Genomic DNA, 17433 nt, shown 5'->3' on the forward strand with positions numbered 1-17433 from the left:
ATTTTTATATTTCTATTAATTACAGAATTGGAATTTATAATTTAAGATACAAATAATGATTATAATAATCAATAATTGCTTTTCCTTCCAGCAAAACATCAGCACCAATAATACCGTGGACGGGTTTGGTTTTAAAAGATTCTAAAGCTTCATTAACATGAGAAAGATCAAAAATAACGATACTGAAATCTTTGCTTTTCCAGCTTCCGAGCTGTAAATGATTGCTAGCTGAAATTTGTGTCTTCATTCCTGTTCCTCCTGCTCCAGAGGCTTTTGTTTTCGATTTTTTTGCATTCAATTCAAAACGTTCAATGCTTTCAAATCCAACGCAGGTATTTGATGCGCCCGTATCTAAAATAAAATTTCCAGAAACGCCGTTAATTTTGGCTTTTATCGAAAGATGTTGCGTTTTGGTAACTTTGAATTTTATTTTTTTGTATTTCTCTTTTTTGAGAACTTGGTGAAGATTTTCCATTTTCGATACTGATTGAATATCAAAAATAAACCAATTAAAGCCAATAAACTAATGATGTAAAAGATATAATTTGTTGAATTCTCTTCGCTTGAAATTGACCCGTAATACACAAATGAGCTCCAGTAATAGGGAGATTTTTTTGCATTTGAAATAGTTTTGTCATTCAAAAAAGCAATCTTAGCATTGGTGTTCGCTTCAAAATACGGAACATCGTTTTTTATGTTTTTATAGAAATCAGACATAAAAACAGAAGTGGTATAATCGTTTACTTTCCATAAAGAAAACATTAAATTTTGTGCACCTGCAAACTGAAAACCTCTCGCAACACTCATTGCGCCTTCCGCTTTATAGAGTTTGCCAATTCCGGTTTCGCACGCACTTAAAACAACCAAATCTGGAGTAATATTCAAATTATATAATTCAGAATACAATATCTCCTGATCGTAAAACTTAATGCTTGCTGGAGTTTCAATATCTCCAGAGGATGCGTGTGTACTTAAATGTAAAATCGAATATTGGTTTGCATACTTTTTGAAATTGGCAAATGAAGCCTCAGCGTTTTCTAAATATTTTCCTTTAAAATTACTTCTGATAAATTCTAATTCTTTCTTGGAATAACTCAATTCATAAGCCGTTTTTTCGAAAACTGGAAAAACGCCTAGTACTGTTTTATCCGAATTAGAAACCGGTTTAGAATTTAGATAAATGCTGGCCGAAGTATTGTACCCAATCTTAAAATCATTTAATAAATAATGCATTTTAGCAAAATTCGTTGTGTTTGATTCTTTTGTAATTAAAGCTTCAAAAGGAAGAAAATTTAAAATTCCGTCTGGAACAATGATGAGGTTTTTGTAGATTACATTTGAAGGTAATTTCAGCATGTCATAAAGAACTTTTCCGTATTTATTATAACCCGAAATATCGTTTGTAATGGCATCAGCAGAATTAAAATAATCTATAAATTGTGCAATTTTAGGAATTGCAGTATCAGTAATATAAATATGGTTTAAAGTAATTCGCTTATTTTGTAAAGTGAAATAATATAAAATTTCAGAACCCATAAAATAATAAACCATCGCGGCTTTGTCTTTTTCTAATTTTGAAAATAAAGCTTTTAAATCAAACTGTTCAGAAAAATTAACGTTTTCAGATTGAATTTTCTTCAGCGAAAGCATCAATTCATTTTGCTTTTTTATAATCTGATTTATTTTAGAAATATCTGCCGAATCTCCTTTTTGCTGTTCTTTTGAAATTGCATTATTTAAGTTTTGAAGTTGCTGTAAAAGCTGTTTTTCTTCTGCGGAAGCATTTTTAATATTCGAACGATAACTTTTTAGAATGCCTGATTTTGTTTTTTCAGATAACTGAAAGGCATTTTCTAAATATTCAATTTTATTTTCTTTTTGGTACAATTGATCGTAAATAGTAATGCATTTTTCTGTTCGATTTCGAGACCGCAATTGAGAAATGATTTTTGAATTTTCATAAACCAAAGAATTCATCAATAAATCTTCAATATAAAATGAAAGTTCGAAAGCCTGAAGTGCTTTTTTTGGCTGTTTAATTTGAAAAATTTCTGCCTGCAAATCCAGCGCATCAATCAAAACCGTTTCAGCATACAATTGATTTTGATTTGGAAGTATGTTTTTTGAATTGTAATTCGGAATTAAAATTTTAAAAACAGAAGTAATCTGCTTTTGGCTTTCTTCCGCTTTTTGTTCATCAAAGAGCAACAAAGCTTTTTCATAATACAGTTTTGCTAATTTTCGAGGCTGAGGTTTTGGCATTTCCAGAAACAGCTTTTCTGCTTTTTCCATATAAGATTTGGCAATTTCAAATCGTTGCCATTGTCGGTTCATCGAAGCTAAATTTCGATAAGAATTGGATAATGTTTCTAGCTGATCTTTTTCGTTTTTAAGATATTTTATGGAAGATAAAAATGCTTTTTCGGCATTATCAGGAGAATTTTTAATAAACACAAATTGTTTTGAATTCACCCAATAGCTATTTCCCAAATTATTCAATAAAATGCCTTTCTGAGAATTGGATAAATTCTCTGTTTTTAAAGTGTTTTCTAACAATTCAATTGCCAAAGCAATCTTTCCAGAATTCTGGTAAACGTTCGATAAATTCAAAATCCCAGCAAACTTTTGTTTTTGTGCATCAGGATAATTTTTAGCAGTATTTACAATAAAAAAGTATTGTTTAATGGTATTTTCGGCACTATCATAATCGCCTAAAACGGTATATAAATTCCCTAAAGGTTTTAAGCAATATTCAATAATATCGTAATTAGAAAGTTTCTTTTTTTGATAAATCTGCCACGCTTTTTCATAACTTGAAATTGCTTTTTGAGTTTGCCCAAATTGATTTTCATAATACGCTTTATTGCAATTTAAAACTACAATCGCCAGCAATTCATCATTAGTTTTTGGTTTTGAATTTTTCCAAAAAGCAACTTCTGTATTCGTTAAATTTTGTAACGCTTTCGCGGAAGGATGAGCCACAAAAACATCAATTGCATTGTATATTTTATCTTCCTGATTCTGTGAGAATAGAAAGAGTGTTGAGAAATAAAAAATATAGCAATATTGTTTTTTCATAGATTAAAACTTTGTGCATCTCTGTGCAAAACCTCTGTGTATCTTTGTGAAATAAGCTTAAAACTTCCATATCCCATAAAACTGAACATAATTAAAATTCTGTTCGAAATTAATTACGTAGCGCGCGCCCAAACTCGGTCCAATTCTAGCAAAACCGGCCGTTAAATCAAATAAAAGACCTGTTTTTAAATTGATAAACGAGTTTTTCACTGAACTTGATTCTGTCCTCGTATCCATTAAAAACTGATCTGTTCCGCCTTCAAAAGTTTCAATTTTTCTAGTTAGATTTTGTTCTGATGAAACATCAAAATTAGCTTGAATTCCTGCACCAACTCCAATGTAATTATTAATGTTATAGCGAATTAAAACCGGAATTTCCCAGTTTACATTTTTGTTTTCTGTTATAGTTGTAGTGCGCTGTAATTGTTTTTGTCCGTTTGGGTTGGTCACGATTTCATTCACAATGTTTGCAGCACTTTCATATTTATTCAAAGCGTTAACCCATTCTGCTTGCCAATAAAAGCGATACGATTTAAATGGCGAAATGGTCGCGCCAACAAAATAGCTCGTAGATTTTTCTAAATCTGGATAGAAATTATAACCTGCTTTTGCGCCAATCGAAATTCCGGGCAGGAATCGAGTAGTGGCGTAATTGGTAATTATTGGCTCGTTTTTATCGAAAATAATAGCAGTTCTGCTTTTGGTTTTTACTTTATGAAAATCTTCTGCAAACTTCATTGAATATTTTACAAAACCTTTTGTGCTGTCTTTTTCGTGTACGTTTTTTTGTTCGCTTCCCGGCAAATAAATATTTTTGAAAGTAAAGAAAATCTGTTTTTGCTTAATAATCGTATCCAGGCAACTTACGGTCGGTTCTTCGCCTTTTGGGCAAATCGGACATTTTGGATACATGTCTTCAATCTGAAAAGTTTTTTTGTCGAACATATCCGGAACATCCGTTTCTAGCCGAATCATTCTAGCCGGCCCTTCGCCGTTATTTTGAAAACGGGTTTTAAAATTCACTCTTTTAAAACGGACTAATCTATAATTCATAAAACTTCCGTTCGAACCCATTTTATTAGGATCGTGAGAAGTTACAATTTCCATTTCCAGGTTTTTTATTTTATGGTTTTTATAACTCCGATTCGGAACAAAAATCCCGCGCATCGTAACCGTTGCGCTGGTGTCTTTGATCATTTCTGGAGTGGTTTTAAAAGTATAAAAAACATTGCGCGTTTCACTCGGATTCTGATCATCAAATTCTAAAATCGAAACATTATGATAGGTTTTGTTGGCGTCCAAAAGTGAAGCATCCAAATCTTCTTCAGAAGTTGTGTTTCGGTATTTTTTAAACTGCATTGGATTTTCGGCGGAAGCCAGATAATTTTTAGAATCCTCAAGATCATCTGCAGAAGCAATACTGTTTTCCTTTACCTCGCGCTCGTTTGCATACGTTCTAAAATCGATCAATTCGAAATTATTGCTTTTAAATTGTTTTTCATTATAGAAAAGATAAAGCTTGCCGCTTGCAATATAATTTTCCAGATTTTGATAACTTACCACGACTACCATTTCTTGTTCCGGAATTGGGTCGCAGTTTTTGATAATCGCAAATCCGTTTTGATCTGCAATTGAACCAATGTCTTTATAATCAGTATCTGTAATATCATTAACAGCTACTTTTTTTGGTCGTGTTGCCGGCGGTTTTCCGTTGTCGTAATTGTTCGTTACGGCAAGTCTTGTAGTGTAGGTGCCTTTATTTTTATAAACGTGCTTTGGCGTTGCTTCTTTACTGTAATGTCCGTCGCCGAGTTCCCATAAATACGAATAGCTTGGTTTTGGTGCACCCGCAATCGGAATTAAAGGCGGGGTTTCGGGTTTATAAGAAACCGCATTGCCGTTTTGAATAAAAACAATATTAGCTCTTCGGGTTATGGTGTCTTTTACTTTGGTTTGTCCTATTGAAAAAATAGAGAAAAGGATAAAGAAAATAGACAGTTGTGGTTTCATAACGAGATAGTTTTGGGTTCTAAAATCTTAAGAATCAATTTTAAAACAGGATTAAATGTAAAAAAAAGTGATGAGCAAATCACCACTTTTTCTTAAAAAGTATTTTGTAAGTTACTGAATAGCATTGATTGCAGCCACCAGTTGAGCTTCTGTACCGACTGTTGTTTCGGCTAAAGTAAAAGTGTAAACATCGTTTGCAGCAACGGTTACCGCTTTGATTGCATAGCGCCATTGACCATTATCTTCTGTAGCAAAAATCACATGACATTTTAAACCAATCGGAATTTGACCGTAATGTTCGCTGAATAATCCTGCAGCTGTATACGTATCTAATTTGGCAAGCGCATTTGTTCCTTCGCCGTCGTATGATAAATAAACCGCACTGTTGTTATTGTCGTAACCATCAGGAGCATCAGCCAAAATAGTAGTTTTTGGTCTAGGATCGCTGTAAAAACGATCTACGTTTGTCCATCCAAAGTTTCCAAAAGTTACATAATAGTTTGTTCCTTCACCTTGAACACCGCCTTTTCCGCCGCCTGTTCCATCAGCATTTGGTTTGTTTTCTCTCCAAGCCAATTCTCCAGCTTCATCAATTGTCCCATTCCATAAAGTCATAGTGTTGTCAAGACCATCTGTTAAGGCAGTCGGAATGATTAAGCTCATAGTACAAGAATTTTGAAGTTCAACACCGCCTTGAGTTGCTTTGATGAAGAATTCTCCGCCAGAAATCAGCAAGTTTTTCTTTCCGTCTGCTGTAACTCCCATTGTTGGTTTGTTAGTTATTAACATGTTTCCTTTGTCAAAAAGTTCGATGTACTCGATATCTACAGTTCCAGTTACCGGATTTCCGTTTTTAGTCAAACAGTTTCCGTTGATGTTTAGTTTTACACCTTTTGCAGAAGTTAATGTTACCATTCCGGCTCCGGCCGTAAGCGTGAAATTTTGCGTATTTTTTTTGATTCCTTTTTCGGTAATTCCCTTAAATGCAGCTGCAGTTGGAGGCGAAAGAACAATATCGTCGCCATCGCTGTTGTCGCAGCTTACAAAAGAGATTAGTACTAAAAATAATAGACTGATAGTTTTAAAATTTGTGTTCATGATTTCTAATTTTATAAATCTGACTTGAATTTTTCAAGCGGTTTTCAGATTCTGGTTATTAATTATAGTTTTTATATTCTTATATCAATTTGGGTTTGATATTGTTACCCTTGTTTTTAAAAATAAATTCCAAACTTTAAATAATGAATTTCAACTCTTGTTTTATTGTTATATCAACAGTCTTATAAATTTGTTACCCCTGTTTTTTATTTTTTTTAATTTACACTGAAAGACATTTGTCTTCAAACAGATTTCCGTCTTCATCTACAGCGACCAGAATGTTTTTCTTCCGCGAAAGCGTAACAATTAAATACAGCCATACAATTGACCAAACGCCTACAGTAAGGCAAGTAAGGAAGAGATGCAAAGAATGGTTGATGGCTTTTTTTTCTTTAGATAAAACTACATAAGGCAGTTTTTCGTTATGCTCGACAATTACAAAACCGTTTCGCTTTTTAGCAGAAATCATTTCGTGAAATTGATCCAGATTTTTTTCGTTTATAAATTGATAGGTTTCCATTTCTCTTAATTTTTTAACTGTTTTAAAAGACTTTTGTATTCTTATATCAACTTGATTTGTTAATTGTTACCTTATTATGTGAAATTTATTTACAATTGTTTTCTAAATTAGCTACAAAAAGTTTTTTATGGGCCAAACTAAGATTCATCCTGACCAAATGTATATTGAAGGACTTGCTGCAAACGATTCGGCAATCATTCAGTCTATTTATAAAAAGTTCGTTCCTAAAGTCGTAATGTTTGTTATGAACAATTCCGGCGATAAAGAGCATGCGCAGGATGTTGTGCAGGAGGTTATGATTTTACTTTTTAATCAGGCTAAAGCCAATACCTTAAAATTGACTTGCCCTTTTGATGCGTATTTTTTCTTGTTATGCAAAAGAAAATGGCTGAATGAATTTAAAAAAACATCAAATAAAGGGGTAACAATTAACGAAGACGCAGTATCTATGAATGAATCTGCACTCGAATTGATTGGACAAACCGAAGAATTTGACGAAAAACAACAGCTTTTTGATACCATGTTTGCTAAGCTTGGCGAAAAATGCCAAGAATTATTAAAACTTAGCTTCAGTATTAAATCGATGGAAGAAGTTGCCGAAAAACTTAATGTTACGTATGGTTACGTTCGTAAAAAGAAATCGTTATGTGTAGGCCAATTAACCCAGTGGATTCAGGAAGCCAAAAATTTTAATTCTCTAAAAAATAATTAGTCATGAATGAAGAGCGCTACATATTATTTGATCAATATCTTAAAGGCGAACTGAATGTTGATGAAAAAAATGATTTTGAAAGACAAATATCTGAAGATCCAGAATTTGCTTCAGCATTTAAAACGTTTAAATCTGTTCAGCTTCAATTAGAAAATAAATTTAAATACGAAGAAGAAAGAGAAGCGTTCAAAGCAAATCTGACTCAAATTTCAGACAAGCATTTCAATGTAAGCAAACCCAAAGTTATAGGATTAAAATCTTGGTATCTTGCAGCAGCGGCATCTGTAGCGGTTTTATTCGGGTTGTTCTTTTTTAATTACAATCAAAATCCAACTTTTGCAGATTATAATCATCCAGAACAAGCTTCGTTTACAGAACGAAGTACTGCCAATCAAACTTTAAAAGCTGCAGAAACAGCTTTTAATAAAGGAAAATACAACGATGCAATTCCACTTTTTGAAACAATTCTAAAACAAAACAAAACACCAGAAATTCAATATTATTATGGCGTTTCTTTATTAGAAGAAAGTCAATATCAAAAAGCCGAAACAGAATTTAATAAAGTAATATCAGGAACTTCAGTTTATAAAGAAAAAGCAAAATGGAGTCTTGCATTGTCTAAATTAAAACAAAAAGATTATAAAGCCTGTAAAGCAGTTCTACAGACCATATCTGAGGATTATGAAAATTATGATGAGGTACAGCTTCTTTTAGATGAATTGGATTAGAGGTTTTGATTTCACAAAATACACAAAGAATTTCACAGAGATTCGCAAAGAGGTAAAATGCTTTGCGGATTTTTTTTACCCTTTACGTAAAGGCGTAATAGAAATTAGAATTAAAAATCTAAATTCGATTTATTTTTTATAAAAAATCAACCAAAAAAAATTAACCAAAAAATCAACCAAAACGGCTTTAACTGAATGAAAAAAATTACTTTATTTTTTCTTATTGTATTTACTCAAACCATTTTTAGTGCCACCAAAATCACCGAAACTGAAAAACTTGCTGCAACCTGCAAAGTGTGGGGATTTTTAAAATATTATCATCCAAATGTGGCTAAAGGCGACTTTAATTGGGACAATCAGCTTTTGGAGATTTTACCAAAAGTAGAAAAAGCACAAACCAAAGAAGAGTTTTCGTTATTACTCGAAAACTGGATTGATAATCTGGGAACGGTAAAAGAAATCGCACCAATAATAGCACCAAAAGATGTGGAGTATTTTGATAAAAACTTCGATTTAAGCTGGTTTAATAATAAAGCGTTTTCTAAAAAACTTTCAAAAAAATTGAAGTTTATTGAACAAAATAGATTTCAAGGTGAGCATTTTTATATTTCTGGTGTAGAAAATGTTGGAAATGTTTATCTAAAAAATGAAAGCAATGCACATCCAGATTTTACAGATAAGAATTCAAAACTTCGAATGGTATTTATGTACTGGAATTTAGTCGAATATTTTTTTCCTGATAAATATTTAATGGATCAGAAATGGGATACAACTTTAGAAAAAATTATACCTCTTGCCATTCAAGCTGAAAATCAAGATGATTTTTATCTAGCAATGAGAAAATTAGTGTCTAAAATTGATGACAGCCACACAGAATTTTATACGTATCCTTCTTCGGCAACTCATAAACCAAAGAGATATTTTCCTGCTGACGGAAAGATCATTGACGAGAAACTGGTTGTTACAGAAATTTTGGGCGATAGTTTGGCTCAAGCCTATGATATAAAAATTGGCGATGTAATTACTAAAATAAATGACAAAACAATAAAAGATATTATTTCAGAAAACAGAGATTTGATTTGTGCTTCTAATGAACCTAAATACTTAGAGAAGCTGGTTGATAAAATCTTGTTAAGCAATTCAGATATTGTAAATGTAGAGTTCTTAAAAAATGGCCAGTATATTACAAAAACAATGACGTGGTCTGATTATCATGATTCTCATAGAAATGAATTTAAAAAAGGAGCAAAGAAAAAGAAGGAAAAATTTAAGCTTTTAGAAAATAATATAGGGTATGTTGATATGGGAATTATCAAAATTAAAAACATTCCAGATATGATTGAAGCGCTAAAAGATACCAAAGCAATCGTTTTTGATATGAGAAATTATCCAAACGGAACTTTCGAGCCCATAGCAAATTTTATAAATCCTCAAGAAAAGAAATTTGCCATATATACACGTCCGGATTTAAGTTACCCAGGAAGATTTAAGTGGAGCGGCGACACCTCAATTGGTTTTGATAATAAGGATTATTACAAAGGAAAAGTTATCGTTTTACTAGACGAGAAATCTCAAAGTCAGGCAGAATGGACAGCAATGTGCTTTCAAACTTCTGGGCATACTACCATTGTTGGAAGTCAAACCGCTGGGGCTGACGGAAATGTTTCTGAATTTGATTTTGCAGGATTTCATACTTTATTCTCAGGAATTGGAGTTTTTTACCCAGACAAAAGAGAAACCCAAAGAATTGGGATCATTCCGGATATTGAAGTAAAACAAACCATTAAAGGAATTCAAGAAGGAAGAGATGAAGTTTTAGATCGAGCTTTGGTTTTTATAGAAAGCGGAAAATAAAGCATTTTGTTATTCTGAGTGATCCCGATGGGACAGGTGAAAGTTACAAGCAATTCGAAAAGTTGGGGGCTTTTCTTTGCAGGACTTCTGTCGTCCAGTCTCGTTCTTTCCCGTCCCGGCGCTTTGAGATTGGGATCGGGATCGCTCAGTCTGACATATTATTCAAAAAATCTGTTTTATCAGCACTTTCACAATGTGAATCCGTAAAATCTGTGTTCCATTTAACCACAATTGCTATTCTTTTAATATTGTCGTAATTTTGACAACTTTAAAAAAATTATACAATTGAATTCAACACCAATTATTACCGATACACATACTCATTTATATTCTGAAGAGTTCGATCAAGATCGTGACGAAATGATTCAAAGAGCTATAGATGCCGGAGTAACCCGTTTTTTTATTCCTGCTATCGATGCCGCTGCAACACAGTCTATGTACGATTTAGAACAGAATTATCCGGATAATGTCTTTTTAATGATGGGTTTGCATCCCACTTACGTGAAAGAGAATTACGAAGAAGAGCTTCAGCATGTTGAAACCGAATTATCAAAACGAAAATTCTATGCTGTAGGCGAAATTGGGATCGATTTGTATTGGGATAAAACACATTTAAAAGAACAGCAAATCGCTTTTAGAAGACAAATTCAGCTGGCAAAAAGATACAAACTTCCTATTGTAATTCATTGTCGTGAAGCTTTTGATGAAATCTTCGAAATCTTAGAAGAAGAAAAATCTGAAGATTTATTTGGGATATTTCATTGTTTTTCCGGAACTTTATTACAAGCACAACAGGCAATTTCCTATAATATGAAATTAGGAATTGGAGGCGTGGTAACATTCAAGAACGGAAAAATTGATCAGTTTTTAAATCAAATCGATTTAAAACATATTGTGTTAGAAACAGATTCGCCTTATCTAGCGCCAATTCCTTATAGAGGAAAACGAAATGAAAGCAGTTATTTAGTGAATGTAATTTCGAAGCTGGCCGCTATTTATGATGTATCTGAAGAAGAGATTGCAGCGACAACAACACAAAATTCTAAAGACGTTTTTGGTATTTAATATGCACCTTACAATACTTTAATTTTTTTTTTGTTCTTTTGCCGACTTAAAACCAATAAATAATGCAGAAATTTGATGCCATTCGACCGTTTTATGATTCTGAAATAAATGAAGCACTTCATGATGTTGTAAATCACCCGATGATGAAAACCATGATGAACTTTACTTTTCCGGAAGTAGAAGATGAGGTTTGGAAGGATCAGCTGAAGAAAACACATTCGATTCGTGATTTTCAATGCAACTTTATTTATAATACTATTCAAAAAGTGCTTGAAAAAAGCTCTGAAGGTCTTACAACTTCAGGTTTTGATAAACTAGAAAAAAACACATCCTATTTATTTATCTCAAATCACAGAGATATTCTTTTAGACACAACATTGCTGAATGTTTGTTTGTTCGAACATGGTTTGGTCATGACCGCATCTGCAATTGGAGATAATTTGGTAAAAAAAGCTTTCTTGGCAACTTTGGCTAAATTAAATAGAAACTTCTTGGTTTTAAGAGGTTTGACACCAAGAGAAATGTTGCAAAGTTCTAAATTATTGGCAGAATATATGGGGCAGTTATTGCTTCGCGAAAATCGTTCGGTTTGGATTGCGCAAAGAGAAGGACGTACAAAAGATGGAAATGACGAAACCAATCCAGGCGTTTTAAAAATGATCGGAATGGGCTCTGATGAAGCCAATTTAATGGATTATTTCAAGAAATTAAGAATAGTTCCAGTTTCAATTTCGTACGAATATGATCCGACAGATGTTTTAAAAATGCCGCAATTAATGGCAGAAGCAAATAACGAAGTTTACGTTAAAGATAAAAATGAAGATTTCATGACCATTTTAAGTGGTATTATGGGAACTAAAAAAAGAATACATATTTCTGTTGGAGATGTTTTAGATACTGAAATCGATCAGATTGTAGCTGAAAACGATAACGCCAACAAACAAATTCAGGCCTTGGCACAAGTTATTGATGATTCTATTTTGAAAAATTACCAATTGTGGCCAACTAATTTTATTGCTTACGATATTTTAAACAACACTGATAAATTTTCTCATTTATATAAAGAAAATGAAAAATCACTTTTTGAGCGTCGTTTAGAAATGCGTATTGGCAGTGACAATCCTGTTACTAGACAAGGATTTTTGTCGATGTATGCAAATCCGGTTGTCAATAAATTAAAATACCAAGATGTCATCTAAACCTAAAATATTGCTGATTTATACTGGTGGAACCATCGGTATGAGCAAGGATTTTGAAACGGGTGCGCTTAAAGCATTCAACTTTGGTAAATTATTGCAAAAAATTCCTGAAATCAAACAATTAGATTGTGAGATCGAAACGGTTTCTTTCGAAAACCCAATAGATTCATCGAACATGAATCCTGAAATGTGGACGAAAATTGCAGTCATTATCGAAGAAAATTATCTTAAATATGACGGATTCGTTGTATTGCACGGATCTGATACCATGTCATATTCGGCTTCAGCATTGAGCTTTATGCTGGAGAATTTAGCCAAACCGGTTGTATTTACAGGATCTCAATTGCCAATAGGAGATCTTCGTACCGATGCAAAAGAAAATTTAATTACTGCAATTCAAATTGCTTCTCTTCAAGAAAACGGGAAACCGGTTATTACTGAAGTTTGCCTGTATTTTGAATATAAATTGTACCGAGGAAATAGAACTTCAAAAGTAAATGCAGAACATTTTAGAGCTTTTACTGCGCCAAATTACCCTGAATTGGTAGAATCTGGGGTGCACTTAAAATTAAACACTCATTTATTTCTTCCTGTAAAGGAAAATGCAAAGTTGATTGTGCACAAAAACTTAGACAATCATGTAGCCATTATAAAAATGTTTCCCGGAATGAGCGAAGTTGTTCTTTCTTCTATTTTGGCTATTAAAGATTTGCGCGGAATAGTTTTAGAAACGTATGGCTCAGGAAATGCTCCGACAGAAGTTTGGTTTTTAAATTTAATTGAGAAAGCAATCAACTCCGGAATGCACATTGTAAATGTAACGCAATGTTCTGGCGGAAGTGTGAATATGGGACAATATGAAACAAGTACAGCCTTAAAATCTCTTGGCGTTATTTCAGGAAAAGATATTACTACAGAAGCCGCAATTACAAAATTGATGTATTTGCTGGGACAAAATATTGCTCAAAAAGAATTTAAAGATGTTTTTGAAACCGCTTTGCGTGGCGAGATTTCGCTTTAATTTTTTTTCACCATATAAGTTATTTAAGTTAATTTAATTAAGTTAAACCGATTCCGTTTGTCATTTCGATCCCGAAGCCTCGGGATCGAAATGACAACTTTGCGCTAATTGAAATTTAAAATTTAATCTTTATAGCGAACCTGACAAGTCTCCAGCTCCTCTTCAGAGCTGCGATTTTTATAATACACATACACAATTACTGATAGAATACAGATTATTCCCTGAATGGCAACCGTATTTCTAGTTCCAATAATGTGAGAAACGTATCCGATAATTAAACTTCCAACCGGAATCATTCCCTGATACGCCATTAAATAATAACTGATACTTCTAGAGCGCATATTGATAGGACTTTGCGTTTGAACGTAAATGTTTATTGCTGAGGTTTGTGCCATCATGCCAACACCGCTCAATGCCATGCAAATAAGTGCGATAGTTAAACTATTTGAATAAGCAAGTATAATTATGCTGAAACCTAATAATAAGCTGGCAGCGATCATTATTTTACTCATATTGTCTGCTCTTTTAAGATTAGCCAAATAAATAGCAGATAAAATTGAGCCAATTCCGGCAGCACTCTCGAACCAGCTGAAAGTTTGTGCATTACCGCTAAAAATATCTTTGGCAAAGACGGGCATCAACGTATTAAAAGATATAACAAACAAACTGCTGCACATTAACATTAAAAGCATTTTTGCCATTTCAGTTTCTTTTTTCACATAGTCTAAGCCTTCAAAAAAATCATCCAGCATTTTCATTTTGTCAGTTGCTTTTATGTGTGGCTTGATTTTCATCATCAACAATGAAATCAAAACCGGGATATAACTCAAAAAATTTCCGATAAAACAAATGTCTTCACCATAATTATGCAGAATAATTCCGGCCAAAGCTGGACCAGCAATACGGGCAAAATTATTTAAAGTAGAGTTTAAGGCAACTGCGTTTGGAAGATCTTCTTTGTCATTCACAATATCAATCATCATGGTTTGTCTGCAGGTCATGTCGAAAGAATTTATAATGCCCTGAAAAAGACTTAAAGCCAGAATAAAATTGATGTTGTATATTTTTAGATAAATCAATAAAGCCAAAGCTCCCGCTTGAAACATTGCCAATGACTGCAATACGATCATACTTTTATGTCTGTCGTAACGGCCAATAATACTTCCGGCCAATGGTGCGAGAAATAAAGACGGAATCATGCTTAAAAAAGTGGTTAATCCCAAAAGAAAAACAGAACCAGTGACGCTGTAAACCATCCAACTTACAGCTGTTTTTTGAAGCCAGGTTCCAATAACAGAAACAGATTGCCCGTAAAAGAACAATTTGAAGTTTTTTGATTTTAACGCTTTAAACATAACCTTTGATATTTTTTTACAAAGTTCGCGATTATGATTTCATTAGAAAAATTAATAATTTTACTGATAATAAGTAGTAAAACTTATCAAAATGGAAATCTATCAATTAGAATATTTTATTAAAACTGCCGAAGTGCTGCATTTTACAAAAGCAGCAGAATTGTGTTTTGTTACACAATCTGGTTTGTCTCAGCAGATAAAAAAACTGGAAGAAGAGCTTGGAATGCCCTTATTTGTTAGAATTGGCAAAAAAGTTCAGCTTACGGAAGCGGGTTCTGTTTTTTTGATTCACGCCAAACAAGTCATCGAAAATGTTCAAAACGGCAAGCAGGCGATTGATGATTTGAATGAAATGATTGGCGGTGAATTGCGAATTGGCGTTACTTATATTTTTGGACTTTTGGTTTTGCCAATCGTTAATTCATTTGCAAAAACATATCCAAATTTAAAAATTGTTGTTGAATATGGTACAACAGAACCGTTAGAACAAAAACTGCTAAATAATGAACTAGATTTGGTTTTGGTTATTTCGTCAAATGAAATTAAGCAACCTTTTCAAAAAATTCCGCTGTTTCGATCAAAGTTAGTTATGGCTGTTTCGAAATCGCATCCTTTGGCTGTTTTAGATAAAATTGCATTTAAAAAAATAGAAGATGTTGCCCTTATTTTGCCGGTAAGAGGATTTAATTCTAGAGAATTTCTAGATGAATTATTTTTAAAAAACAACATGAAGCCAAAGGTTTCTATTGAATTAAATGCTGTTCATGCGTTATTACGCTTGGTAGGCGACAGTGATTGGGCGACAATTGTAACCGAAAAAGCGCTAAAAGGCTGGGATAATTTGAAAGCGATCCAGATTACAGGTGTAGGAACACAGCGTGATTCGTTTATATTGACTATTGAAGGTGCTTACCAAAAAAAGGCCGTAAAATTATTCATAGAAGAGTTCAGAAAAAGCATGGAAAGTAATAGTTGATTTTGTTTTTCTAACTCAATTTTTTTTGTGTTCTTTGCAAACCAATAAAGAGAGGTGTCCGAGTGGTTGAAGGAGCTAGCCTGGAAAGCTAGTATATGGGTAACTGTATCGAGGGTTCGAATCCCTTCCTCTCTGCGAAATTTAACTTAAATAATATGAAACCTCGGAATCTGTATTTCGGGGTTTTTTATTAACTTTCTCCAATTACCAAATCATACATTATAATGTCAGACGACCAAAAGAAAATTCTTGAACAAAAACTGTGGGATATTGCCAATATATTGCGCGGAAAAATTAGCGCCAATCAATTTCAGGATTATATATTGGGTTTTATTTTCTACAAATATCTTTCGGAAAAACTGGAGAAAAAAGCCAATGAATTTCTAAAAACAGATAATTTAATTTTTGCTGAAATTGATGAAACCAGCGAACACGGAAAAGAAATTTTAGGCGCTTTAAAAGAAGCAACTGTTGATGCTTTAGGTTATTTTTTGAAACCTTCAGAATTATTTGGAACTCTTGCAAAAAAAGGAAATGCCAAAGTAATTAATGAAGATGATGAAGAACAAATACAAAGCACTTTTATACTCGAAGATTTAGCCAATGTTTTAAGCAGTATCGAAAAAAGTACTATGGGTTCTGAAAGTCAGGATGACTTTGACCAGCTTTTTTATGATATCGATTTAAATTCTACCAAAATTGGTCGAACCACAAAAGACAGAAACGATGTTATTGTAAAAATTCTAACAGCTCTTGATGCGATCGATTTTGATTTGGATAATACCGAAGGCGATGTTTTGGGTGATGCCTATGAATATCTAATTGCGCAGTTTGCAGCAGGAGCGGGACAAAAAGCAGGAGAATTTTATACGCCGCAACAAGTTTCGACGATATTGGCAAAAATTGTAACTACTAAAAAAAGCAAGCTAAAATCGGTTTACGACCCAACTTGCGGCAGTGGCTCGTTATTGCTTCGTGTAGCGAAAGAAGTGGATGATGTTGGACATTTTTATGGACAGGAACAAAACCGCACGACTTACAACCTGGCGCGAATGAACATGATCTTGCATGATGTAAATTATCATAAATTCGACATTAAACATGAAGATACACTCGAGCGGCCACAGCACGAAGGATTAAAATTTGAGGCGATTGTAGCCAATCCGCCGTTTTCGGCAAAATGGAGTGCGAACCCTTTATTTTCTAACGAAGAACGTTTTTCGCAATACGGAAGACTAGCTCCCGGAACCAAAGCTGATTTTGCTTTTATACAACATATGGTGCACCATCTTGACGATAACGGCATCATGGCATGTATTGCACCACATGGGGTTTTGTTTCGCGGTGCAGCCGAAGGACATATTCGTAAGTTTTTGATAGAAGACCGCAATTATATTGATGCCATTATTGGTTTACCTGCCAATTTATTTTACGGTACCAGTATCCCGACTTGTATTTTGGTTTTTAAAAAATGCAAAGAAAACCCAGATGATATTTTGTTTATAGATGCCAGCAACGATTTTGAAAAAGTAAAAAACCAAAACGTGCTGCGCGACGAACACATTAATAAAATTGTAACCACATACCAATCGAGAGCAATAATCGAGAAATACTCTAACGTTGCGACGCTGGAGCAGGTAAAAGCAAACGATTATAACCTGAATATACCGAGATATGTAAATACTTTTGAAGAAGCGATAAGTATTGATGTAAATGCCATTGCTGAAAAACTGCAAAGTATTGATAGTAAAATGGAAACAGTAGATAAAACTATTGCTTCTTTTTGTGCTGAGTTGAATATAAAAACTCCTTTTTAA

General features: G+C 33.4%; 14 protein-coding genes and 1 tRNA gene. 9 read left to right on the forward strand and 6 right to left on the reverse strand.

From position 1 onward, the window contains the following. Positions 1 to 34: 34 nt before the first annotated feature. The 5 genes from IRZ83_RS07470 to IRZ83_RS07490 form a co-directional block, all read right to left on the reverse strand. Positions 35 to 475: a retropepsin-like aspartic protease gene (locus tag IRZ83_RS07470; RefSeq protein ID WP_029271590.1), complete on the reverse strand. Its 441-nt coding sequence runs from the start codon at positions 473 to 475 to the stop codon at positions 35 to 37. After that, positions 427 to 3078: a CHAT domain-containing protein gene (locus IRZ83_RS07475; protein WP_194567858.1), complete on the reverse strand. Its 2652-nt coding sequence runs from the start codon at positions 3076 to 3078 to the stop codon at positions 427 to 429. The genes IRZ83_RS07470 and IRZ83_RS07475 overlap by 49 nt, the downstream gene beginning before the upstream one ends. 57 nt (positions 3079 to 3135) lie before the next feature. After that, a complete protein-coding gene (locus tag IRZ83_RS07480; protein WP_194567860.1) occupies positions 3136 to 5088 on the reverse strand; it encodes a PKD domain-containing protein in 1953 nt (650 codons plus the stop codon). Positions 5089 to 5199: 111 nt separating this feature from the next. Next, complete coding sequence (locus IRZ83_RS07485; protein ID WP_029271593.1) at positions 5200 to 6186, reverse strand: hypothetical protein; 987 nt, start codon at positions 6184 to 6186, stop codon at positions 5200 to 5202. Between the two features lie 220 nt (positions 6187 to 6406). Further along, positions 6407 to 6706: a hypothetical protein gene (locus tag IRZ83_RS07490; protein WP_029271594.1), complete on the reverse strand. Its 300-nt coding sequence runs from the start codon at positions 6704 to 6706 to the stop codon at positions 6407 to 6409. A gap of 127 nt (positions 6707 to 6833) precedes the next feature. Here IRZ83_RS07490 and IRZ83_RS07495 point away from each other — a divergent pair, with 127 nt between their 5' ends. The 6 genes from IRZ83_RS07495 (at position 6834) to IRZ83_RS07520 (ending at position 13285) form a co-directional block, all read left to right on the forward strand. Continuing rightward, positions 6834 to 7418 (forward strand): RNA polymerase sigma factor, encoded by a 585-nt coding sequence (locus IRZ83_RS07495; protein WP_194567862.1) that lies wholly within the window; start codon positions 6834 to 6836, stop codon positions 7416 to 7418. A gap of 2 nt (positions 7419 to 7420) precedes the next feature. Continuing rightward, positions 7421 to 8146 (forward strand): tetratricopeptide repeat protein, encoded by a 726-nt coding sequence (locus IRZ83_RS07500; protein WP_194567864.1) that lies wholly within the window; start codon positions 7421 to 7423, stop codon positions 8144 to 8146. A 195-nt stretch (positions 8147 to 8341) separates the two neighbouring features. Further along, positions 8342 to 10000 (forward strand): S41 family peptidase, encoded by a 1659-nt coding sequence (locus tag IRZ83_RS07505; protein ID WP_194567866.1) that lies wholly within the window; start codon positions 8342 to 8344, stop codon positions 9998 to 10000. Positions 10001 to 10285: 285 nt separating this feature from the next. Further along, on the forward strand, positions 10286 to 11065 hold the full coding sequence (locus IRZ83_RS07510; RefSeq protein WP_194567868.1) for a TatD family hydrolase: 780 nt from the start codon (positions 10286 to 10288) through the stop codon (positions 11063 to 11065). A gap of 62 nt (positions 11066 to 11127) precedes the next feature. Next, the gene (locus tag IRZ83_RS07515; protein WP_194567870.1) at positions 11128 to 12264 is read left to right on the forward strand and encodes a 1-acyl-sn-glycerol-3-phosphate acyltransferase; all 1137 of its coding nucleotides are present in this window, start codon (positions 11128 to 11130) and stop codon (positions 12262 to 12264) included. Continuing rightward, entirely contained in the window at positions 12254 to 13285 is a 1032-nt protein-coding gene (locus IRZ83_RS07520; protein ID WP_029271601.1) for an asparaginase, read from the forward strand. Before IRZ83_RS07515 ends, IRZ83_RS07520 begins: the two co-directional genes overlap by 11 nt. Before the next feature lie 122 nt (positions 13286 to 13407). Here the strand turns inward: IRZ83_RS07520 and IRZ83_RS07525 are convergent, their stop codons facing one another. Further along, entirely contained in the window at positions 13408 to 14640 is a 1233-nt protein-coding gene (locus tag IRZ83_RS07525; protein WP_194567872.1) for an MFS transporter, read from the reverse strand. 91 nt (positions 14641 to 14731) lie between these two features. On the opposite strand from IRZ83_RS07525, the gene IRZ83_RS07530 reads away from it, so the two are divergent. The 3 genes from IRZ83_RS07530 to IRZ83_RS07540 all read left to right on the forward strand — a co-directional run bounded on the left by IRZ83_RS07530 (position 14732) and on the right by IRZ83_RS07540 (position 17433). Continuing rightward, positions 14732 to 15616: a LysR substrate-binding domain-containing protein gene (locus IRZ83_RS07530; protein ID WP_194567874.1), complete on the forward strand. Its 885-nt coding sequence runs from the start codon at positions 14732 to 14734 to the stop codon at positions 15614 to 15616. 48 nt (positions 15617 to 15664) lie between these two features. Beyond that, positions 15665 to 15751: transfer RNA gene (locus IRZ83_RS07535), tRNA-Ser, on the forward strand. Positions 15752 to 15840: 89 nt separating this feature from the next. Further along, on the forward strand, positions 15841 to 17433 hold the full coding sequence (locus tag IRZ83_RS07540; RefSeq protein WP_194567876.1) for a type I restriction-modification system subunit M: 1593 nt from the start codon (positions 15841 to 15843) through the stop codon (positions 17431 to 17433).

The organism is Flavobacterium sp. JLP, assembly GCF_015350755.1.
Classification (GTDB): domain Bacteria; phylum Bacteroidota; class Bacteroidia; order Flavobacteriales; family Flavobacteriaceae; genus Flavobacterium.